We start from the raw sequence: 21613 nt of genomic DNA on the forward strand, positions 1-21613 counted from the left end.
TCTAACTAAATCAGTATTATTTCATCTTCATCAAACCATTCAGCATCAATAGCACGATTCTTGACTGCTGAAGGCTCTTGTGAGTAAGCAACAACAGCAAGGCTCTTCTCCGCCCTACTGCATATTACATAGAACAACCGTCTGGTTCTGGATAAGACGGAGTCTATACCATTCGCCTCATTTTTCTTATCTGTAGCCGACAGATTTTCAGCGCCAAAGAGCTTCTCATACTTGAAAAGAAAGCCCTTTGAGTCTTTGTCATCTATTACTGCCAAAATGCGATCAAATTCCAACCCTTTAACTCCCTGGTGGGTAGTAAAACCTAGCTCGTCGGCCACATATTTTGCATAGTTTTCAACGTGACTCAGTCTTGCATCAAGTGCTGTATCCCAAGCTTTTTGGATGGAAGGTGACTCAACGCCCTCTGCGAGATCTGCGATACCTTCCAGTAAAAGGTCGTTCAAAATATCGGGGATTTCTAACAGTTGATTCTTCTCTATTAATGACAATAATTCTCTGAGGCTAATGTCATTTTTCAGCAAAGCTCTAACCTTACTAACTGCATCCTCCACAGAAGCTAATAGTGCTATCGGATCTGCAAGGAAGTCTTTATTCTCTCCCCCTATCAAATGAGAATGTTTCTTAATAATTCTCATAACTTCAAAGTCATTTTCTTTACGAATCGCATTAGCCAAAGGTAAAACCTGATGAGTACAAAATTTAAATGTTGAACTCGTTCCGTTTAGTAATGAATCTCTTAGGCTATCCTCCGTTGACAATGGAGTGAAAAATTCGTCAAACTCTCCTCTACGAGCTGCCATGGCATGTTCAAGCGTTAATGTTTTTACCTGACTAACATCTTTCCAATTCTCATCATCAGTTATAGCTTTCATCTGCTCTCTTATACGAGCCTCAACTTCTGATTTATTTTCATTAGGTGTCTGGGCAATAAATAAGCGAACAATACCTTCTTCTGCATCTGGCTTTGCAGTTTGTTGTTTACCATCATCCTCTTGCCTAATTTTATTAATCAGCTTGATAACCCTTTTGGGGCTCCGAAAGTTGGTTTTCTTTTCGGGTGTTTTCCAGTTCTCAGGTAGACTTGTCGCTAAGTCTTCTTTACCTCCGCTATAAATTCTCTGCATAAGGTCACCAAAAAGACCTAAAGAAAAGCAGCCTGAATTATTTTTCTGGGTCTGTATAAATGCATCCATCAGACCTTTATTTGTATCCTGACTCTCGTCAATGAGTAGTATAGGGAACTTGTTAACTAACACTTTTTGGAACAGTGGCTGTTCAGTTAAAAATTCAGTGGCAATTTTGATTACCTCTGCATGTGTCAAAGACCCTGTTGTCAATCGTGTGCTAGTTGGGCTGTATGTAAAATTCTGTACTATGTCGAGTTTTTCTAACCGTTTTAATTTTGAATCTCTACTTCGAGCGTTCTTTACTGCCGTCTTACCAGATTTGTCTTGTGCTTTATAAATTTTTGCTTGTAAATCATCAATACTTGCTTTTAGGTCGGCTTCCAACCATATTTTCATATCGCTCGTAAATGGCTGAATTAACTCCCAAACAAAGCTGTGTATGGTAGAGACAGCAAATATTGGATCGTATTGAAGGCGATGCTTAATTTCTTCACAAGCAGCATTTGTGTAGGTGATAACGGCAATGCGCTGTCCTGCTTTTATAAACCTATGAAGGTCATTGTCACGTACTGCCTGAAGAACATTTACAAGAGTTCTGGTTTTACCCGATCCAGCTCCAGCAAATAATAAAAAACTAGTAGGGCTGTCAAGGTTTAGATATTGATAAATCTCTTTATCAACCTCTTGAAGACTATGAGTATCTGCCATATCAGAACTCCTCCAAGGCTTCGGGTTCTTCAACCTCTTCGGGTTCTTCAACCTCTTCAGGTTCTGCAAAGACAAATTCTTGGTCAGTATTGCTCAACTCCTTTTCCAACCACTGAAGCCCTTCATCAATATAGGTTGGAACTTTTAGCTTCTTAGGATCAACATCATACAAAAGATCCAATGCCATCTTCGCCTTTTCACCATCTAAGGCTTTATATAGAGTAGCCGCACATTCTTCCAAAGAAACCTTCATCGTCGCTTCGTGCATCTTTTTGACCATCCCAGTTGAGCTAGTCAAGTCTCGAAATAGTTGAATGTTACTGAGTGCTATTGCATCCTCAAATGTGTATGGAATCGCTTCCTCTTCTTTACCATCTGTATGATATTTGATCATGAAACCATATTGATATGCAGCTCTGACATTACCTTTAACTTTCTTATCATTTGAAAGATCCAGTACGTCATCCAGACTTAGGTCTTTCAGTTCAAACCACTCCCTAAGCGTATCACTGCCATACTTATAATCATTATTTCTTGCAGGCTGAACCTTCTTGCCATCCACGCCCTTCGCATCTGTATCGGTAATCACCAAAGTAGGTAAGGCTAGAGTATCGATTAGTGGTTTCAAACGTTGAGCGTGCGCACCACCAACCTCTAGTATTGATAAATAGCTACTTCGTAGCTCAGGATAATTATAATTAATGAAATGCGGTAGTAGCATTCGCTCTGCAGCACCTTCAACCAGAATGATGCCATTTGCAAAGAAAAGATCGCAGTGGGTTGTCTTGAGGTAACGCGAAACAAACTTCTGAGTGTTAAGAATCTGTTCGTCTTCAGTTGCCTTTTTCTTACCACTTCCAAAAACTGAAGATAAATCGACGACCTCAGCCTCAGGTACATCAGCGATACTAACTGCGGCTTTGCGTTTGAAGTAGCGTAGTTTCTCGAATCCAGCTTCATGAGCTATGTAGCTTGAATGGGTGCTAAGAACCATCTGCGTAGTAAATTGTTCGTCGATATCTTTCCTAAGAACTTCATAGGCTTTGCGTATAAATACTTGTTGAACCTGAGCGTGCAGGTGAGCTTCAGGTTCTTCAACCAATACCAAATGGATTGGTTCTATTGCAACATCATTTGCAGATCTTCTTTTTTGAGCTTTTCCAATTCGTTGCCACCGATCTCTGAACGTAATCAACTTGAACACAATATGAATAAGGTTTTTGTATCCTAGTCCGTTATATTGCTCTGGTAAGGAGAACGTGTGATTATTAAAACCTTGCTTTTGAATATCAAATATTACGGCAGCATCATGTTCCAACCCTTTAATCGGATTAACGCGACTCGATAGTTTAACATCAGGGTCATTGAATCCTGGGTAACCAAGAGCTTGTATTTCGCCCAATGCTCCCTTAAACGACTTGTCTAATTTCTTATCAAACTCTTCCTGAGCTTCCTCAATTGCTTTCAGTGCAGGAAGATCATCGTCATCAGGTAAATCAGTAGGGTTTAGATGGCGAATGTAGTATTCCTGCAACTGGCTAGACAGGGTAATGCCTGTATTCACTTGCTCACTATTAGGATCTGTGAATCCGCGTTGTGCTTCTATAGTGTCAACTTTAAACAAACCGTTAAAAGGATCGTTCTCTAGTGGAGTGGCTTGCTTTGGCAAATCTTGAGTAGTAGAGATTTTTTTAGGGTCTAAGATGTAAGCTCTGATAACAAAGGAATCAGACAACTTTCTATTGAGATAATCTTTCAAGTCCCGAGGCCAAAAAGATAGCTTTGTCTCGTCGGTGCGCAACTCATCTATAGCTCTGAAATCTTGTAAAAAGTTCTCTCTAAGCTTTTCAATATCTTTGGGTTCATATGTTAGTCTGATACCCAGAGGCTCGCCCTTCCATTTAAGTGTTGGAATTAAATGTGCCACTCTGTGAACATCTTCAACACCAGCATCAAGCCAAACGTCAAGTGAAGGGCAATACGGAATCCAATCGCTTATATCTTGCCCGTTTAACTCTTTTGGGTCGGTACTAAGCCAAGATTCTGCGTATTGATTTAAAGCCGACCAGTTACTTAGGGTAAAGTCAGTAACTGTAATCTTCCGTGACTTGTCGAGAAAGCATATAAGAGCATCTGTAGCTGAAGTTTTGCCGCTATTGTTTGCACCGACTAGTAGAGTTTCATTATCTGACAGGTTAACCCTACAGTTCTTTAGTTTTCGAAAGTTTTGGATTTGTACAAAATTAATCTTCATCCTTTTATCTAGCCTTGGTAGCCATCAATTGAACTAGAGAATAATATGAAACCGATCATAATAGTTTGATAGTTCACTCAATAAAGTAAAAAAGCTTGAAAATTAACTAATTGGCAAGCTTTCAGGTTTGAACTATTCACATTAGTTTTTTCTCGTAAAACTCTGACAGAATAAAAACTATAAACTTGTCTCGCTGACGTGTAATGGGGCAAAAGCGAGTTAGCTTTTGAACTAGCGACTCACACCAGATGAAGTAAAATCGAAGAGATAAAATAACCCAGTGTAAGCGCGGTTTTGGCCTTCGAAATCATGGCCAAAAATGTTCCCGACATTTTTCGCCATTCCCTACTTCCATGTAAGTCAGATGATTTCGCATAGCCCACATGGAAGTGCTCGAACAACGTCCATGTCTAAAATCCAGTTCGGCGTCCATGCCTCTCGTTCATGAGCTCGAAGCTGCGCTTCACTCACCGTGCCAAAAGAGCGCTTGCACATAAAGCCTGCGGCAGGCAATTTCAAATGGTGAAGGTTCGACCTTAAAACACACTTAACAAATAAGATGCTGCCAAACGCAACGAAGGCTAATCCAAAAAATGCCGAACCTTCATTCCAAGGCCACCAAACTTTGGGGCATAAACGAGTTAACTCACTAACCAGTTGAGTGCTTGACTCGAAACAAGCATGGTCGATTGTTTAGCCTTGGACTAAATGTTCTCTTAATGGTTTTGTTGCCCACGGTTGGAGCTTCATACCACGTTTCAACTTCACTCTTAGCCAACGGATATACAGGCGTCCAAATGATAGTGTTTAAGGGTCTGTCTTACCTTTCTGCGCCCTTCTTGACGAATTGCTAAGCAATCCTTATGAGCTGTCATTTCCTCTAACTCGCCATCTTTAAAGATGCTTCTCATCGGTGGTTTGCATTAAGAGCGACTTGCTTAGACTCATTCAATGGTGAGCAATATTGCCTTTAATAATAAGCTCGTCAGTAACATGGGCGTGTTGAATGAAAGGCCTAGCTTCGTGGTGATTGCTAAAATCAGAATAATTGCTAAAATACTGTATATACATACAGCACACAGTAAATTATGAACGTTATTCCCATTTCAGCTAGCGCAGGCATCACCGGATTTGAATCTCCGGCGACTGACTACAAGCAACTTCCACTAAGTCTTGATGAATTGCTGATTGAACATCCTAGCGCCACCTTTATCGGGCAAGCCCGTGGCGACTCCATGCAAGGCGTGGGCATTTTCGATGAAGATATCTTGATTGTGGATAGGCACGTCAGTGTCAAAAACCAAGATGTGATTGTGGCTAATTACAATGGCGCCTTTGTCTGCAAAATCATTGATACGGTTAATCGTCAACTCCTCTCTGCCAATGAGTCGCACATGAGCACGCCAATACTTGAGCATGACTCGTTTAGCGTGGAAGGTGTGGTGATTCGCTCGATACGTTGTCATCGTCAAAGCCCAATACTCACAAGAGATTAACCACTATGTTTGCGCTTGTGGATGCGAACTCTTTTTACTGCAGTGCCGAGCAAGTGTTCAGGCCCGAATGGCGTGGTCGGCCCATCGTTGTGCTCAGTAATAACGATGGCTGTATTGTGGCCGCCAATCGCCAAGCTAAAGAAGCAGGGATAGCTAAGTTTGTCCCCTACTTCCAGGTTAAGTCGCTGTGCGAGCGTAAAGGCGTGATAGCGCTCTCCTCAAACTATGAGCTCTATGGCTCGCTTTCATCCGCCATGATGGAAATCATCGGTCGCTTTGCCCCAGAGCAGCACATTTACAGTATTGATGAGTCCTTTCTGTCGTTTAAACACTGTTACCCAGCCATTCCCTGCTTAATCACTCAAGCCGCGCGGATACGGCGAGCGGTCTGGAAAGAATCGCGGTTACCTGTGTGCGTCGGCATGGGGGAATCACTGACCTTGGCCAAAGCGGCTAATCATGCTGCTAAGAAGCTCCCTGGCTATAACGGTGTGTGCGCCATCTCCAGTCACAGCGAAAGAGAGTTCGTGTTGGGGCAGATGGCAACCAGCGATGTGTGGGGGGTCGGTAAACGTATTGCCAAGCGGCTGTCAGCGATGAATATCAACACGGCGCTTGAGTTAGCACGCTTAGCGCCCGGCATTGCTCGCCAACAATTCAATATTGAGGTGGAGCGAACCGTCCGTGAGCTAAACGGCTTACCGTGTAAGGGGTGGGATGAAGCCCGTGCTGATAAGTTGCAGATATTCTCGACCAGAAGCATGGGGCAGCGCATCATGGACAAAGCATCCCTATTACAGGCCATCACCAAGCACGCCGCGATAGCCGCCGCCAAAGCGAGACACCAAGGTTCATTGTGCAATGCCATGCTGGTGTTTGCCAGCAACTCGCCTTTTGATGAACAGCCCTGTGGATTCAAAGTCACTGTGCGCTTACCTAGTCCAACGAATGATACCTGTGAACTCGTTAAGGCCGCAGTGAGTCTGTGTGAGTCGCGGTTCCAACATGGCGTGCGCTACTACAAGGTGGGTGTCGGGCTGATTGATTTGTGCAACGAAGCCCACTACCAACATGACTTATTCGCCCAACCTAAAAGCCCTGCGCTCATGAATGTGCTGGATGCGCTTAACAATCGCTATGGTACCGATGCTTTGTTTGTTGCCGGACAAGGCATTGCGCCCAAATGGCGAATGCGCCGAGACATGCTCACCCCTCAATACACAACCAATTGGCACGATATCCCGCAAATCAGTTGCTGATAGCGCACCCATCACTGCAACGTAAGAAACGTTCACTGACGCTACAGAAGCGATAAACCTCAATTATTTCATGGTGATGAGCCTGAGATGTAACCGTTAACACTAGCTATGAATCCTTTTCATCATTAGTGGCATTAAGCGGGATGGCGGTTTACTGGTGCCATGACGGAAAAACCCACGGTTAGACCTCTTTCTTAGTGCTGTAAATCAATAAATGGGGGTAATTAATGTTACAAAAACTACATGTATACAGTTGTTTGGAGAAGTTTGATAAAGATTAACAATAATTAATGTTTGGTTTTAGATGATGAAAATAGCCGATGAAAATCAAATCAGCTATTGACGGATAAGTCGCTGCTGCATAAGGCCTAAGTTACTGATAGGTTGTTGAGTGGGTGCCTCTTGAGAATAAAACTTAATTTGATTTGTAACGAAGTGTTTCGCGCGATAATTTGACTATAAACCTGTTTTATAACAATGAGGTAACGTTTTTCTGAGAGGTGGTTTTCAAAAAAAATTTTGCAATTCCAAAAAAATATTTTTCTACAAAAATTTTAAATGTTGGGTGTTTCAGTGAACGCTTTTCTGACTTAATACGAATACTTAAGCGATTTCTAAAAATTCAAAAAAATTCAAATCAATTTTTTGAAGCAAATTTTTTTGAAATGACGAGTTTGATGTTGTAGATACCCCGAAACTTGCACTCTGCCCGGTTCGGCTATTATTCAATCATTAAGAGCTAGTTGAGAGCTAAACATGACTAAACGTGTACCCAATATGCGAAAAGGACGCAATATTACATGGATGTTCAGCCACAAGAATGAGCAATCAGTCTTCATCGATTCTTTTCTTGAGCAGACCTACGCTAACAAGTTAGAACTTTCACCTGAGGTGAAAGCATATGCCACACAACCTGAGAGTATGCACGTCAATGTGGACGGTAAGAAATGTCGCTATACGCCTGACTTTCTTGTCGTCAATCATGATGGGACTTCAATCTATGTCGAAGTTCATCATAACGCCTTTATTAATGATGAGTATCTCAAGAAGCTTGATGCTGCCGAGCAATACATCAATGAAACGACCTCATCGTCATTTCTTCTGGTAGATGAAGCCGAACTTCCAATGGTCGTGGGTAAAAACATACAAATGATCGTCATGAACCGAAATGCCACTGAGCTTGAACACGTTGATGTTAGCCAACTGCCTGATGTTACAACATACGCAGAGCTTTATCGGCTGCTAAGTGATGACCTTGAAGACCCTGCGGCCGCTATTTATGAACTCATTGCAATCAAAGTCTTTAAGTATGATGAATGTGTGATTTTTGGCCCTTCAACTCAACTCGTGAGGGCGCAATAACAATGCTGGCAAGGCTCTGTAACACTCAATACCAAGCATCCACAGGCGTTATTCTCACGTCTGTGTATCAAGATAGTGATTCTATCCTGCTTAAAGGTGAGCATGAAACAGAACAAAGTGTTTATCTAAAGTCCGAGGAGTTCCACGAGAAGCTTGAACAAGGTGAACTTACTGAAATACTGCCCCCGCCAGTGCATCGTGTACTGAATGATAGGCAGAAAAAAGCGCATCAGCGCAAAATGCTCTATGTACAGATCCTGTGTGAAATTGTTGATAACAGCAATGGGGAACTGAAGCCTAGTACAGAAGAAGCGTATGAACGCTTGAAAGCGGTGTTGATTGAAAGACACCCTGAACTTGTCTATCCGAACATGCCCGCCAAAACGACAATTAATGCGTATTGGCACCAATGGGTCAAAAATGGTTACGACAACAATGTGCTGATGCCCAAAAAGCGCAAGTCTTCAACACGGCTAAGTACTGGATCTGAAGAGTTCATGATAAGCCGCATCATCAAAGACTGGTGTGATGGTGTCCATGACAATAAGAAAGCGTGTTACAGAGCGTATAAAGATGATGTAAGGAAGGCCAATGATGAGACGATCCAATTAGCAAGCTACAGCACCTACCTTCGTCGTTTAAAAACCTATAGCGAACACTATAACAAGCTAAATAACGATGCTACATCCGACGCTGAACGAAATCAGTTACTGAACACTATCGGTAAACGAATAAAAACCGACTTCCCACTTGAGCGCGTAGAAGTGGACAGAATGTGCCCAACGCTTCGTTTAATCGATGATGACACTGGGGAGATCACTGAGAATATGGGGATTTATGTCGCGATGGATGCGTACTCGCGTTATCCCATTGGTGTTGTTGTAGAGTTCGGGCAAGGTGAAAACAAAGAGTCGGTGACCAATCTGATAAGAAGTACTTTTGAGTCGGATGAGTTCTTACCCGCAAAAGGGAGACCATTCGAACTTGTCACAGATAACGGAGCGGGCTTTAACAACAGCATCATGCATAAACTTTGCAATAACTTGGCAATAAACCTTAAGCATAACCCAGCAAATAGGCCAACGATGAAGCCCTTTGTTGAGTCGTTCAATAATACATTGCGTAAGCAATTCTTTGAGGGCTATCAAGTCACCTTAGCAAATGGCGAGCGTGTCATCGGTGTTCCCGGGTACCTACCTCCTAGGACGGGAAAAGAACAACAAAGCAAACAACCAAAACAACTCGCAAGCATGTTCGTGAGTGATTTTAAAAAGCACCTCAATAGGTTCTTGAGTGAATATGTCAATACCAAGCACAGTATGACTGGCGAAACACCGCAAGAACGTTGGGATACAAAGGCGATGATGCGCTCATCTAAGCGAGATAATTATGACCATGTCGTCTCTGCGTTTCATGTATACCTAAAACCGAGTCAACACAAGTTACAGGCCAGTGGTTATATTACCTGCTACAACCAGATTTTCAGTAGCAAAGATTTAAAAGACCTCTACAGTCAGATGAAGACCTACGGCCATGAGCTGCCTTCAGTTACGATTCAGTATTGTCCATTCGATGCTCGCTATGTGACCGTTATCGGTAAGCACCCGAAAACAAAGGCAGACATTTGTTTAGTGGTGCCCAACCGAGAGCTCGATGATATGCCCTTCCCTGTTTCATTTGAAGAGCTTAATGGTCACAAACCGAAGTCATTCAGTGTTTATATGCAAGCACATAAAGGCGAAGTAACCAATCAAGTTGAAAGCGTCCTGCAAACCGTCAAGGTAAGGAAAAAGCGCTCTGGCAAGCCTGTGCTTTCTTGTGAGGCCAATAATGTCGCTAACCTCTCCGCAGCGGAGCGCGTCCAACGTTCAAACGAAAAAGTGGTTAATGAGCGCAGGGAATATGATGCAAACATTGCGGTTGTAGAAGACAAACCGAAGCAGAGCGAAACAAAACAGAGACATCACCAACCTAACGACAATTATGATGAGGGCGCTGAAGATTTATGGAACGACTGATGGCCGCGTTAAATCGCATTGATATGCCTGATAACATTGCTAAACATTGCACGCTTAAAGCAGCATGGAAAGCGATGAACCATGTGCATTACAATTTTACGCATCAAGATAAGAAGCTCGGACTGCTCATTACGGGGCCATCTGGCATCGGTAAAACGCTACTCGCGGAAACATACGCGAGTCAGATAAAGAGACGCGAGAGTGAAGAGAAAGTCACTATTCCTGTATTGCATCATGAAGTGGCAATCGAAACGAACAGCCCCAGTGCGTTACTTCGCGGAATAATCATGCGGATGGGCGCCCCACTACCAAGGAAGGCGATAGACTTTATTGAACTGTTTGCTCAGTTCAATCAATTATTGGTCGAACTTGAAGTCGAGTTACTCATCATTGATGAAGTTCAACACACCCTACCTAAAAATGATGGGATAAAGGCTCAACAAATGCTGAAGTGTTTCGCGAGCATGCTCGATAAATCAGGCGTACCGATTGTGTTCATGGGGACCCAAGCCGCCAACCGATTAATGACATTCGGTACAACTAAAAAGGATTATGACGATGATGAGCAATTGTCACGCCGCATGATAAAACCGGTGAAATTGCATCAAATTATTCCGATTAGCAAAGAGTCGTTAAATGTTTTTAATTATTTCATGGCAAGAGAAAATCTGCCGTTGCTGCAAAGCAATGAACGTGAACTTATCACACGTTTGAATCTTGCTTATATCAATGGTCACTTCGGTACCTTGGACAAATTATTCAAAGGCTATGACTTTTCATATGTTCACGATCGCATCATGTTATTAGATGCGCTAAGAGAGAGTTTTGAGCTTAATTGTCCTTGTGAGGCTAACCCTTTCAATGAGCAAGACTATAACGCCATGGATGCAACACTTGTCGTCGAAAAGCACAAAGTATGGGTCAACGAATGGAGGGCTGAACATGGGTATCCAACCTCTATGCCTGCCAAATGAGTCTGGTATCGGGTACGCGCTAAGATTTGCCCAACGAAATGGGCTCCAATACTTAGGCTCCCTACTCAAATCGACACGTATTCAGTGGCTGGTCAAAGGGACGAATTACTCTAAGCTAGTGTTAGGGCGTTTACAGGAACTCAGCCATCCAAATTCGCTCAGTGAGGTATTTAACCCACTGTTCAAGAATAATCGGCTACTGACAGCACGCGTGTGCCTTGATTGTATTGATGAGGCAAAATTTGTGCACCTGGAAGTACAAAACCCATTTGTGGTGAAATGTACCAAACATAACAAAGGGTTCATCGAGCGTTGCACGCATTGCGACACCACTCTGAACTGGGAGCTTGGCTTACTTGATGGTCGATGTACGAATAGAGACTGCGGTAAACGATTAGTCTCGGCTTCAGGGCCAGAGTTTCCCTTAGAACTCACCGAGCAACAAGTATCGGATTGCATACTGGCGAGTCACTTCGCGCGCAATACATGCTCGATGACAATCAGCGTATCGACATGGCCAACGTTTACTTCATTAGAACAGGAGGTAAACCAAGGCTACAAATTATTGAGCGATAGCGAAACAGCGAAGCAATGGCGGAGTGTCATGGCAAACAGTATGCCGAGTTCCCTCCCTGCATCGTTTCGTAATCACGGGGCAAGTATGTTGGTTAATGCTATCGGCGACTGGAAGAACAGTCAGCTACTAAAAGCCGATTTACCCAACACACAGCAGACCTCCCTATCGGGTAAGTTTATGGTTTCAGTGCCGGATGCGAATAAGTTGCTCACCACCAATATAAAGGCGTTAAAGCTGTTACAAGAAGAAGGTTTGATACCACATACGCACAATAGAATACATATTGGCGCTGACGTCGATCTCACCTTGATCCTCTCGATGTTAAAGCAAGCCAATGCTGACGTGTCGCAGCCCCAGTCTCTATCAGAACTCCGTGGTATTTTAGATTACTATGCACTTGATATGGTCGACGTACTATTAGGGATGAAGTGTGGGGTGTTGCACGCAAAGTGCATTGCTAGCGTAGATTTACATCACTCAATACATGTTAACGCTGATGCACTGAAAGCCTTTGGGCAAAGCAGATTCACTCAATTTTCCCCGCAAAATATATCGTTCAAGAAAGCAATGAAGTTGACCGGGCTATCGGAGCAGGCACTGAAACGTTTGCGTAAGACAGGTCAACTACGCCCTCCTCGCGTCTGGATGCATGGTGGGCATGAGCAATGCTGTTTTGAAGATGTACTGGCCTTAAGGCAACAACTCGAAAGCAAGCAACTGGTTCTATGGGATAACTCGGCAGCTTAATTGACTGAGTAAGCGACAGATGCTGTTCGACTCAGACCCATAGAGTAAAACAAGTAGAGGATAAATTATGGAAATCACATCTGAAGGTTGGGTCGTGCTGAAAGTAACAGATACAGACAACACAATCTGGTACAAGATCTTTAGTTCTTGGCGCTTAGGAGATAGGTGGCGCTTATCATCAGGTGCTACAGATAAATCGCAGTTAGTGGATAACGGCGATCACTTTGTTTGGCCGCAGCAATCAGGTACGGTTTACTTGTTGCCAAAAGATTTTGAAGGTGGCATGAGCATTTACACTGCAAGTGTTTTAGATGACCTATCGTCTGCCGCTCAAGCGTCAGGTGCTCTCGTAGAAAGGATCACTCTGAATGACGCGGAAATAGAGAAAGCGCATTGAGGACCAACCGTTTTTCTATTGCTGTTCAGTGAAACCGCTTTAGCTCTACTAATACAATAACCCGAATAGATTCGCCTATCACTAGGCTCAAATGGATTAAGCTAAATGCCATCTGAACCTATATACCGCTTAATCTTCTATGTCAGTGGTAAATTTGTGATGGTAGCTTTCATTTAATGCGTCGATTTTGATTCGAGCAAGGATTTCACTACGCAGTATTTTCACTGTGTGGTCAGCATGAATACCGATTTTATTGGCCTTAACATGGCATACGACAATTGGTGGGAGTTCGTTACCCTCAGCATCGTAGATGTTACTGAGCTCAAGGGATTCGCCTTCTAAGCGTGTCAACGTTAGCATTATACGTCCTTGTTTAATGTATTGAGCTATCAGTGTAGAACATTGGCGAGTGTTTTGGAGCTATGGATGGACAGCCCCGAGTCTTATGAACAAATTTCACCAACCAGTATGAAGTGCATAGTGTTCCTGAGCTTACCACAGCCGCATCTACACGGTGTTATTCTATCTCTTCGATTTAGCCTTTGGGTATCAATCTGACAATTAAAAGTTAAATCGATTTTGGACAAAAGTGTGTTTGCCTTGGAATGAAGGTGTTGGCATTTTTTGTGGTTTAACATTTGGCTGTTTTGGAATTGGAATTTGTGTTTAAAGTCGAATCTTCATTGTAGTTAAAAGCCTGCGGCTCGCTTAAGTGCAGATACTGCTTCGGGACGCTATACGTCATCCGGATTATCGCGGAATGTGTGATCGGATTAAACCGAAACAGGTGATCGGTTTATCCCGGAATCGGTGATCGGATTACTCCGAAACATGCACTTAGGGTAATTCGAAGAAAAATAGCTAAAAGAGTGTCATCAAACACTTATCCTTTTACACGTAAGCTTGAGTCCTCAGTAGTGGAAGATATGATGTCAGCCCAAGAAAGTTTGATATCAGATTTTCCAGAAATATTTCCTAGCGTAGTTGAAGCTATGAATAGGTACAAAAAAAGACACCATAACAAGACTTGAAAGGAATATTTACCACTGGGCCCTAGTGTCGATTCTTGCCGCTGGCTCTTACTCTAATCGATAGACCCCAAGTGACAGCTATGGGGGTCATGGCAAGTGATTTTTCGACCTGAGTATTAAACTATATTACTCAGTATGAGACTTTAATACTTGGTATGAATCTTTATTACTCGACCACAGCTTGCGTCGATAATAGTCATGGCTTTCGAGTTTGTGTTTGGCGACTTAACCTGATCACACCAAGAGCCATTTTTCTATCTTTTTTATGCCTACGCTAAAGATCCTGTCTATGACTACACTTTAGCCTTAAGAGACACATTCAAGTCCTTGAGTTGTTAAGTTGTACACTTTATTAACATACTCCAGCGTTGACTCCCTATGAGTAACCAAAATTCTTGTTACTGGGAGGCGGTTAATACCGGAATTGATTCGTTGTTCATTGTCTAAATCTAAATTACTGGTTGCTTCATCTAATACTAATATGCAGGGTTCTAGGTATAAAGCCCTTGCCAGTAATACCCGTTGTACCTGCCCTCCGGACAGTTGAACTCCCATGTCGCCAATTAATGTTTGATATCCCATAGGCAAAGCCTCTATATCATCATGTATTGAGGCTAACTTACATGCCTGCTCAACTTTTAAGAGATTATAATCATCGTCGAAAAATGAAATGTTTTCGGCTAAAGTACCTGATAATAAGGAGTCATTTTGCATAACACTACCAATTAATTTTCTGTATGTTACTAAACCAATTTTTTTAATATCAACGCCATCAAAAAGGATTCTTCCAGAGGTGGGTTCTAATAATCCTAGAATTATTTTTAGCAGTGTGGTCTTACCGCTTCCAGAAATGCCGGTTATGGCAATGTTGTCGCCGAACTCGAGTGTGAGATTTACATTTTCAAACAGAGGTTTGTATTTTGCTCCATATCTAAAACTAATATTTTCAAGTTTGATACAGCCAACGACAGGTTTTGTTAACCCCAGCCCCTTACGGTTATCTTCTTGTGACTCTAATGCGATATCTGATAGTCTAGACAAGTGAATGTCCAACATTTTAAAAGAAACAAAACTATCTATAAGGCTATTAATTCTTGAGGAGAATTGTCCTTTATATGACATAAAAGCTATCATCATTCCTATCGAAAACAAACCATCCATCACAAAATTCGCGGCAAAATAAATCACGCACAAGTTTTCAATCGCAAATATAATGGTATTAACAGATGAGAAACATAGGGACCATATCGAACCTCTAATTCCTAAATTAATAACATCAGAGTATAGAGATAGCCATTCATTCTTACGTTTATCTTCATGGCCATGCAAACGGATAGCTTGAATTGAACGTATACCTTCTAAGAAAAAGCTATCTTCTTTAGCTGATGCTATAATGATCTCTTCAGCATTCCTTCTAAATGGTCGATAGAACATCCACCTCACAAGCGCATAGATAAGAACGGCTAAAGTAGCAATCAATGTTAATTTCGGGCTATATACGTACATCATTATCAACGTTGTAGTGACCATTAAACCATCAAGTACAACACTAACAAAAGTAGAGGTAATAAAAGACTGTATTTCCCCCTGAGAACCAAAACGACTGACAATATCACCTATATGGCGTTTCTCAAACCAGCTAATAGGTAATCTAATCAAGTGAGAATATAATCCAGAGCTCCACTGAATGTTTAGATGATTCTGTATATGCAAACCAATTAAATTTCTTAAAATACTTGTTATAAGAGAGACTAATGTTAGAATGAAAAACGCAATAAACAATAAATTAAGCAGTTCTTTATCTTGATTGACTATAACATCATCAATTACTAGTTGCATATAATAAGGGGAAGCTAATGCAAATAACTGTAACAAAAGCGATGCAATAAATATTTTAAACAACCCATATTTTAAGCCAACACTTGCTTGCCAGAAAGAATTTAACTTAAGGCCCTTATCACGAGTTTCTTTTTTAAAGTTAATTGCAGGGAAAAACTCTACCGCGATACCTGTATAATGTTCTTTAAACTTTTCAATCGAATACTTAACTTTACCAATAGCGGGGTCATGAATAGTTACAGTATTTTTATTGTACTCAGTTAGGACAACAAAATGATTTAAGTCCCAATGCAGCACGCAGGGTAAGCGAAGTTGCTCTATCTCATGAACATCAGCCTGTAAGGGTCTAGAATCTAGGTTTATCTGCTCTGCATACTCACACAGTGTACGTATTGACATCCCTGACTCACTGTAAGCGAGTTCTTTTCTGAGGGTCATTAAATTGGTTTTTCTTTGGTAAAAGCTAGACATCATAGCAAGGCAAGCTAAACCACACTCACTGTATTCAGATTGATATATAATTGAGCACTTACTTTGAGGGAGGAGAGTAAACATAGAATAGAAACTACTTTGGTTTAATATGAGTGCCCGAAGGCACTCAAAATGATATTATTCTTCGGCCATACACATTAAAAACTGAAACTTGTTAGAACCACCACCACCGCCGCCGGTTGAACCTCCGCTAGATGGCCAATAACCTGCAGAACCACCAAACGAGCCGCCAGCAGAACCACCAGACGAGCCGGAATATCCAGGTCGATTGTTGCAAGCGGAGGCTACTCCTGTGCTAACAAATGCGCCTGCCACTCCTCCCATTGGAGTCATACCCATAGCTACAGTCACTCCACTTCCGACTACTGAGCCTAGTGCAGCACATCCAGGTGAACCATCACCGAACGCAGCCTCACCAAGTCCAGCCCCTATTGCTCCAGATAAAGCTCCAGAGCCGCCGCCAATTATTGAATCTTGTTCATGAATCGATAATTCTTTCATAGTTTTTCCTTTCCTTGTTTATTAAAAGTATTGTGGGGTTTTAAATAATGTAAAACCTTTTTTACACGTTTCTAACGTAGAAAATCTATACGGTATTTATTGATTTAAATTGTACTATCTCCAGTTTGAACTTATTATTAAAATTAATATAATCCAATATCATTTTAAATAACTTATAGAAGGGCGAAAACGTAATTTTCAGCAATACCAAAGGCATAGTGATATGCAACCAAAAACAAAGTGCAAAAAAACTGTTCTACACACATTTCACTGCCCTTCTTCCACTCGGGGAATATAGACCTCATCGATAACTAACTTAAAAACCATTCTTGGAGATTAAGTACATGGATACACATAAAATATCATGTTGATTTTTTGCTACAAGGCCACATACCCCGCCAACCTAGCATTGTCGCTGGTTATTATTCTTATCCATTAAAAGCAAATATAACAATTCCATACTAACTAATAGCATTATAGGAATGAAAACATATTGAATATAACCAGATAACAACAGGCCGAATGTGATGCTAAAAGGAATCATCCTATACTTCCCGAAGTTAAATAAGTTCTGTTCATAAGCCTTCCCTATAATTAACTTAAAGAACTTGAGGTTAAAAGCAATTGCGATGCAAAAATAAAAAATAACAAACCCTAACATCACTCCTGAAAGGCGAGCATTAAAAGTGGTAAGCTGAAAATGAATAAGTTCTACTCTTTCAGTTAAAACAAAATCAACGCTAATACTGTAAATCAATAAAAGATTAAATATAATAGTCACTTTGGTTGGGTTAAATTTTTTCATAAAAAATCCTTTAAATATAACTAGTGAAACCTAGAGTTTAGTAGCCATTGATGACAAATAATGGATCAAGCAACCACTCAAGTAGGGTTCTTTTTCCAGTACTGATGTCCGCCTGCAATAACATACCTGGAATTAATGCGGTTTGCTTGCCATAGGTTTTGATATATTGCTGTGCCAATTCGACCTTAACTTTATAAACAGGCTCATTAAATGATAACTTATTTGCCGTTTCTGCAGAAAATATAATATTCTTAGACACATGCGAGACCTGTCCACGGGTAACTCCAAATTTTTGAAATGGAAACGCGTCTAGTTTGAGGTTGACTTCATCCCCTTTATTGATAAAAGCAATGGCACGTGTAGGTATAAACACTTCTGCTTCGAGTTTAGAGTCTGTTGGAATAATGGTCGCAAGGTAATCACCAGAAGATGCAAACTCGCCGACGTTAAATTTCATTGAGGAAATAACACCACTTATTGGAGCTTTTAATACTAAGTTACTATTCTCTAAAATTGCAACCTTATTATTTGAAAGTTTTGAAAGTTCAATATTAAGCAGGTCAACTTGCTGTAGCCTTTCAAACGGTAATCGTGCTTTATCACTTAATGCGTTAGCAAGATTAGTCTCAGATTTCAATACAATAGTATTGTATTCTTGTATCCGTTGCTGAAAGTCTAATACTAAATCAAGCTGTGTTTTTACTTCAGTTTGGCTAGCGTAATCATCTGCTTGTAATGTTCGGATATCGGCTAAACGTTCTTTGGCAAGCTGCACTCTATTTCGCAACAATTCACCTTGGATCCTTAATTCAATTTGCTCTTGCTTTAAATAATCAATAATACTCTTCAATCTTGATGTTCGTTCTTTAAATAGAGCGTTGTATTGTTCTAACTGCCCTTTTACTAACTTTATTTGATTATCGAATTCTCTAATTTTTTCTTTGTCAGAATTTAATGAATTCTGTAGAAACTTGTCATTTGACACAGAAAGTAAATTGTCGCCTTTTGTCACGACATCTCCTTCCTTTACGGCAATCGAACTTATTACACCACTGGTATGAGAATAAATTTTAGCAAGTCCATTAGTTGGAACAAGGTACCCCTTTACTTTTTCTTTTTTTGCGTAGTCACTGCAAAAAAGAAAAACCAAAGTAAAAATAACAACAATCGAAATGAAAAATAAAAAAACAGAATAATGTATTGGAGTGATAACCACAGCTTTACTGTAGTATATTGTCTTACTTTTTTCTAATACCTGTTTACGAAATAATGCTGACATACAACTTCCATATACTCAAATACATGCCAAATTCTTTTGGCATTGAGCTTCTACATGTTAACAATCAATCTTGTTACGTGTGTTACAAAGTGGGGGTTGATAAGACACTATTATCAAACACTTTGCAACATAAAGAATAAAAATAAAAAGCAATTTGATTATAAAAATCAACTTAGCGCTTGGTTGTAAAATTGTTAACAAAAAGTTCGACTTGACAGAGTAACTATATCGCAGCGCTGGATAACGCAACATAATAATAACAATTGTATCTATTTGAGGAGTAGATAAAGTTTGAAAATATTTATTAATTATTTTTGTAGATGAGTAAAATCGCGAACAATTTTTATTCACTTCAATGGACGTTGTTGATCAAATCCCAGTTTTAGATGCAACTACCCCAGGTGTTTTAACAAATTGGGCAGCTTGTTTCCTAATTGGTATCCCTAGTTCTATGACTTTGTTTATTGCTTTTACACCAGCTAAAGCTTCACCTACCTGCGCGTTGCGCTCCCGAAGACTAAGCTTAGTGCTAACCAACTGCTTATATCGATACATCGCTGTCTCAAATAGTGATCATTAGGTGGTAAGCATTATCCAGCTTCCATTGCGCTAATTGCTTTGTCTTGAGCGCGTTTACTACCACATTTCTCGGGTGGCCACCTTCCCAGCACCTTGCGTTGCTTCTGACGGGAATAGTGGATTTGCAACTCTTGCGCTGAAGTAGCTTATGGCATGCCTTAGTATCGTGTGGACCATCAGCTGACACAATCTCATGCGTATTACTATCAACTGCGAGGTGCCAGATACGGCGCTTTTCTTTGCCATGCTTACGGGTTTTTCATTCACTTTCACCGTAATCTTTGAGGCCTGTTGAATCAATGACAACATGTGCCACAGGACCATGGGTAATCCCCCCAATAACAATGAACAAAAGAGAAAATGTAACCAGCCTTCATTCGAAGGCTAACAAGTTTTGGGGCAATAATGTCTTAGGACACTCTTGTGCTGTGTAATGCTGCGATATCTATCAAACAACCATTCGCATAGGCTGTTTACTGGAAACTATAAGTGTCAATAAATCATCATCCAAAGCCACTTATGATACTTATTGAGCAGTCGAAACTTGATAAGAGGCATATAATTAGCCCCGAACTCAAGAAAAGGAAAACTTTAATGAAAGTAATCAGTACGTCTTTATTGGCACTAAGTTTGGCAACTTTGGGCTCAGTGCAAGCCATTGAATTAAATAGTAGTGATATTCAAGAAGGTTATCCTATGGCTAAGACCTTTGAATATAATAGCTGGGGTTGTAGTGGTGATAACCAGTCACCTCAGCTAACCTGGAAAAACGCGCCATCAGGTACTAAGAGCTTTGCAATCACAGTCTATGATCCCGATGCACCCACAGGCAGCGGATTTTGGCATTGGGTTGCATTCAATATTCCAGCATCAGTCAACGAACTACCGCGAGGTGTAAAAATTAAACATCTAGGTGGTATCGAGTCTCGTATAGATTATGGTACTGCTGGCTTTGGTGGAGCTTGCCCTCCTCAAGGGAATGGTATGCACCGTTACCAATTTACTGTGTGGGCATTGCCTACAGAAAAACTAGAACTTAACGAAAATACTCCAGCAGCTGTGGTCGGCTTTACGTTGAACAGTATCGCTTTAGACAAATCCAAGTTAACTGCTACTTATACACGTTAAAGCAAGATAACAATGAGGGGAGTGATGAACCAACAATATCAAGTTACGATATTCCGAGCAGAGCAACTTCAGAAGCTCAGGAACGTACGGCTTCATTCCCCAAGCATTATTCAAATTATGACTGGCAGTAAACGTCTATTTTGGAGGGAATCTACCATAGATGTTTCCCATTCTGAATTGTTGTTATGCGAGGCTTCCGAGTCATTGAGTTTTGAAAACCTACCACAAAAGGGAAATTTTCGTTCCAGAGTGTTCAGTTTCTATGGCTTACCGAATGGCTCAATAATTGAACTAAGTAAAAGTAACGGTGGTACAGAACAGACTCCCATACTAGAAGCTAGTGACGAGCTACAAGTTACCCTTAACGCACTTTTCTCTTTCAACCAACTAAGTATGAGTCAAGAGACACAATATCATTGGGTACAGGGGCTTTTTCAACAGTTGGCAGAACGTGGCGTATTACATTGTCTGTTTACTGATAACAATACTAGATTTAGTCAGAAATTAAGCCGCTATCTGGCGAAAAAACCAAGTGAAGAACACTCTTTAGATACTGTTGCGCAGCACTTTGCTATAAGCCGTTCAACAATGATTAGAAAACTTAAGAAAGAAGACATGCAGTATAGAGAAGTGTTAGCTGAAGTCCGATTAAATCATGCGTTAAACTTAATGCAAAAAGGTCACAATAACGTCGCAATGCTGGCCCTTTCGTGTGGCTATCAATCCGAAGGACGATTTAGCCAACGCTTTAAAGGCAAGTTTGGACTAACACCAAGTGACTACATCAAAACAATCGCTGCTCAATGATTTATTCATGCTGAATGATACATACAGGTCCAATTCTTTGAAAATCGAAATGCACCTGAAAAATAATTCATTGTGGACTGCCCCGAGTCTAATGGCCAAATGGCTTACCACCGATAACAACACACAAGGTTTAGCCATACAAACGAACTATCTAATTGATAGGTACTAAATACTAAGAGTAGAAGATATTTACCTAGTATCCATCCTAACTA

16 protein-coding genes and 1 pseudogene are annotated in these 21613 nt (G+C 41.0%); 9 read left to right on the forward strand and 8 right to left on the reverse strand.

From position 1 onward, the window contains the following. Window positions 1-5: 5 nt before the first annotated feature. Window positions 6-1856 carry a UvrD-helicase domain-containing protein gene (locus K0I62_RS09600; RefSeq protein WP_220071208.1) on the reverse strand — a complete coding sequence of 617 codons (1851 nt, stop codon included), beginning with the start codon at window positions 1854-1856 and terminating at the stop codon, window positions 6-8. A gap of 1 nt (window position 1857) precedes the next feature. Then, a complete protein-coding gene (locus K0I62_RS09605; protein ID WP_220071209.1) occupies window positions 1858-4110 on the reverse strand; it encodes an ATP-dependent nuclease in 2253 nt (750 codons plus the stop codon). Window positions 4111-5198: 1088 nt separating this feature from the next. Between K0I62_RS09605 and K0I62_RS09610 the strand changes: the two genes are divergently transcribed. The 7 genes from K0I62_RS09610 to K0I62_RS09640 all read left to right on the forward strand — a co-directional run bounded on the left by K0I62_RS09610 (window position 5199) and on the right by K0I62_RS09640 (window position 12940). Further along, window positions 5199-5606, forward strand: a complete 408-nt coding sequence (locus K0I62_RS09610) for a LexA family protein (RefSeq protein WP_028765124.1) — start codon at window positions 5199-5201, stop codon at window positions 5604-5606. Window positions 5607-5611: 5 nt separating this feature from the next. After that, entirely contained in the window at window positions 5612-6865 is a 1254-nt protein-coding gene (locus K0I62_RS09615; RefSeq protein ID WP_220071210.1) for a Y-family DNA polymerase, read from the forward strand. Between the two features lie 756 nt (window positions 6866-7621). Continuing rightward, window positions 7622-8227, forward strand: coding sequence for a Tn7 transposase TnsA N-terminal domain-containing protein (locus tag K0I62_RS09620; RefSeq protein ID WP_220071211.1), 606 nt, complete (start codon window positions 7622-7624; stop codon window positions 8225-8227). A gap of 2 nt (window positions 8228-8229) precedes the next feature. Then, window positions 8230-10245, forward strand: a complete 2016-nt coding sequence (locus tag K0I62_RS09625; RefSeq protein WP_220071212.1) for a TnsB C-terminal domain-containing protein — start codon at window positions 8230-8232, stop codon at window positions 10243-10245. Further along, a complete protein-coding gene (locus K0I62_RS09630; protein ID WP_220071213.1) occupies window positions 10233-11219 on the forward strand; it encodes an ATP-binding protein in 987 nt (328 codons plus the stop codon). The genes K0I62_RS09625 and K0I62_RS09630 overlap by 13 nt, the downstream gene beginning before the upstream one ends. Further along, window positions 11188-12543, forward strand: coding sequence for a hypothetical protein (locus tag K0I62_RS09635; RefSeq protein WP_220071214.1), 1356 nt, complete (start codon window positions 11188-11190; stop codon window positions 12541-12543). The genes K0I62_RS09630 and K0I62_RS09635 overlap by 32 nt, the downstream gene beginning before the upstream one ends. Window positions 12544-12610: 67 nt before the next feature. Then, window positions 12611-12940 (forward strand): hypothetical protein, encoded by a 330-nt coding sequence (locus K0I62_RS09640; RefSeq protein WP_220071215.1) that lies wholly within the window; start codon window positions 12611-12613, stop codon window positions 12938-12940. Window positions 12941-13069: 129 nt separating this feature from the next. On the opposite strand, the gene K0I62_RS09645 is transcribed toward K0I62_RS09640, so the two are convergent. The 6 genes and pseudogenes from K0I62_RS09645 to K0I62_RS19240 all read right to left on the reverse strand — a co-directional run. After that, a complete protein-coding gene (locus K0I62_RS09645; RefSeq protein ID WP_220071216.1) occupies window positions 13070-13300 on the reverse strand; it encodes a carbon storage regulator in 231 nt (76 codons plus the stop codon). Window positions 13301-14277: 977 nt separating this feature from the next. After that, window positions 14278-16365, reverse strand: coding sequence for a peptidase domain-containing ABC transporter (locus K0I62_RS09650; protein ID WP_220071217.1), 2088 nt, complete (start codon window positions 16363-16365; stop codon window positions 14278-14280). A 54-nt stretch (window positions 16366-16419) separates the two neighbouring features. Beyond that, on the reverse strand, window positions 16420-16803 hold the full coding sequence (locus tag K0I62_RS09655; RefSeq protein ID WP_220071218.1) for a hypothetical protein: 384 nt from the start codon (window positions 16801-16803) through the stop codon (window positions 16420-16422). Window positions 16804-17206: 403 nt separating this feature from the next. After that, window positions 17207-17608: a hypothetical protein gene (locus K0I62_RS09660; RefSeq protein WP_220071219.1), complete on the reverse strand. Its 402-nt coding sequence runs from the start codon at window positions 17606-17608 to the stop codon at window positions 17207-17209. Window positions 17609-17645: 37 nt separating this feature from the next. Then, window positions 17646-18887 carry a beta-barrel domain-containing protein gene (locus K0I62_RS09665; protein ID WP_220071220.1) on the reverse strand — a complete coding sequence of 414 codons (1242 nt, stop codon included), beginning with the start codon at window positions 18885-18887 and terminating at the stop codon, window positions 17646-17648. A gap of 369 nt (window positions 18888-19256) precedes the next feature. After that, window positions 19257-19788, reverse strand: a pseudogene (locus K0I62_RS19240) (transposase); the annotation flags it as partial. Window positions 19789-20060: 272 nt separating this feature from the next. Here K0I62_RS19240 and K0I62_RS09670 point away from each other — a divergent pair. Then, window positions 20061-20594, forward strand: coding sequence for a YbhB/YbcL family Raf kinase inhibitor-like protein (locus K0I62_RS09670; protein ID WP_220071221.1), 534 nt, complete (start codon window positions 20061-20063; stop codon window positions 20592-20594). 24 nt (window positions 20595-20618) lie between these two features. Beyond that, window positions 20619-21401 (forward strand): helix-turn-helix transcriptional regulator, encoded by a 783-nt coding sequence (locus tag K0I62_RS09675; RefSeq protein WP_220071222.1) that lies wholly within the window; start codon window positions 20619-20621, stop codon window positions 21399-21401. The last annotated feature ends 212 nt before the right edge of the window (window positions 21402-21613 follow it).

Origin of the sequence: Shewanella psychrotolerans (assembly GCF_019457595.1) — a bacterium.
In the GTDB taxonomy this organism is placed as follows: Bacteria; Pseudomonadota; Gammaproteobacteria; order Enterobacterales; family Shewanellaceae; genus Shewanella; species Shewanella psychrotolerans.

Excerpts from the sequence above, each read along its gene's own strand:
- K0I62_RS09660 (WP_220071219.1), bottom strand. The coding sequence starts at position 17,608 with ATGAAAAAATTTAACCCAACCAAAGTGACTATTATATTTAATCTTTTA.
- K0I62_RS09655 (WP_220071218.1), bottom strand. The coding sequence starts at position 16,803 with ATGAAAGAATTATCGATTCATGAACAAGATTCAATAATTGGCGGCGGC.
- K0I62_RS09670 (WP_220071221.1), top strand. The coding sequence starts at position 20,061 with ATGAAAGTAATCAGTACGTCTTTATTGGCACTAAGTTTGGCAACTTTG.
- K0I62_RS09640 (WP_220071215.1), top strand. The coding sequence starts at position 12,611 with ATGGAAATCACATCTGAAGGTTGGGTCGTGCTGAAAGTAACAGATACA.
- K0I62_RS09605 (WP_220071209.1), bottom strand. The coding sequence starts at position 4,110 with ATGAAGATTAATTTTGTACAAATCCAAAACTTTCGAAAACTAAAGAAC.
- K0I62_RS09675 (WP_220071222.1), top strand. The coding sequence starts at position 20,619 with ATGAACCAACAATATCAAGTTACGATATTCCGAGCAGAGCAACTTCAG.
- K0I62_RS09635 (WP_220071214.1), top strand. The coding sequence starts at position 11,188 with ATGGGTATCCAACCTCTATGCCTGCCAAATGAGTCTGGTATCGGGTAC.
- K0I62_RS09665 (WP_220071220.1), bottom strand. The coding sequence starts at position 18,887 with ATGTCAGCATTATTTCGTAAACAGGTATTAGAAAAAAGTAAGACAATA.
- K0I62_RS09625 (WP_220071212.1), top strand. The coding sequence starts at position 8,230 with ATGCTGGCAAGGCTCTGTAACACTCAATACCAAGCATCCACAGGCGTT.
- K0I62_RS09600 (WP_220071208.1), bottom strand. The coding sequence starts at position 1,856 with ATGGCAGATACTCATAGTCTTCAAGAGGTTGATAAAGAGATTTATCAA.
- K0I62_RS09645 (WP_220071216.1), bottom strand. The coding sequence starts at position 13,300 with ATGCTAACGTTGACACGCTTAGAAGGCGAATCCCTTGAGCTCAGTAAC.
- K0I62_RS09610 (WP_028765124.1), top strand. The coding sequence starts at position 5,199 with ATGAACGTTATTCCCATTTCAGCTAGCGCAGGCATCACCGGATTTGAA.
- K0I62_RS09650 (WP_220071217.1), bottom strand. The coding sequence starts at position 16,365 with ATGTTTACTCTCCTCCCTCAAAGTAAGTGCTCAATTATATATCAATCT.
- K0I62_RS09630 (WP_220071213.1), top strand. The coding sequence starts at position 10,233 with ATGGAACGACTGATGGCCGCGTTAAATCGCATTGATATGCCTGATAAC.
- K0I62_RS09620 (WP_220071211.1), top strand. The coding sequence starts at position 7,622 with ATGACTAAACGTGTACCCAATATGCGAAAAGGACGCAATATTACATGG.
- K0I62_RS09615 (WP_220071210.1), top strand. The coding sequence starts at position 5,612 with ATGTTTGCGCTTGTGGATGCGAACTCTTTTTACTGCAGTGCCGAGCAA.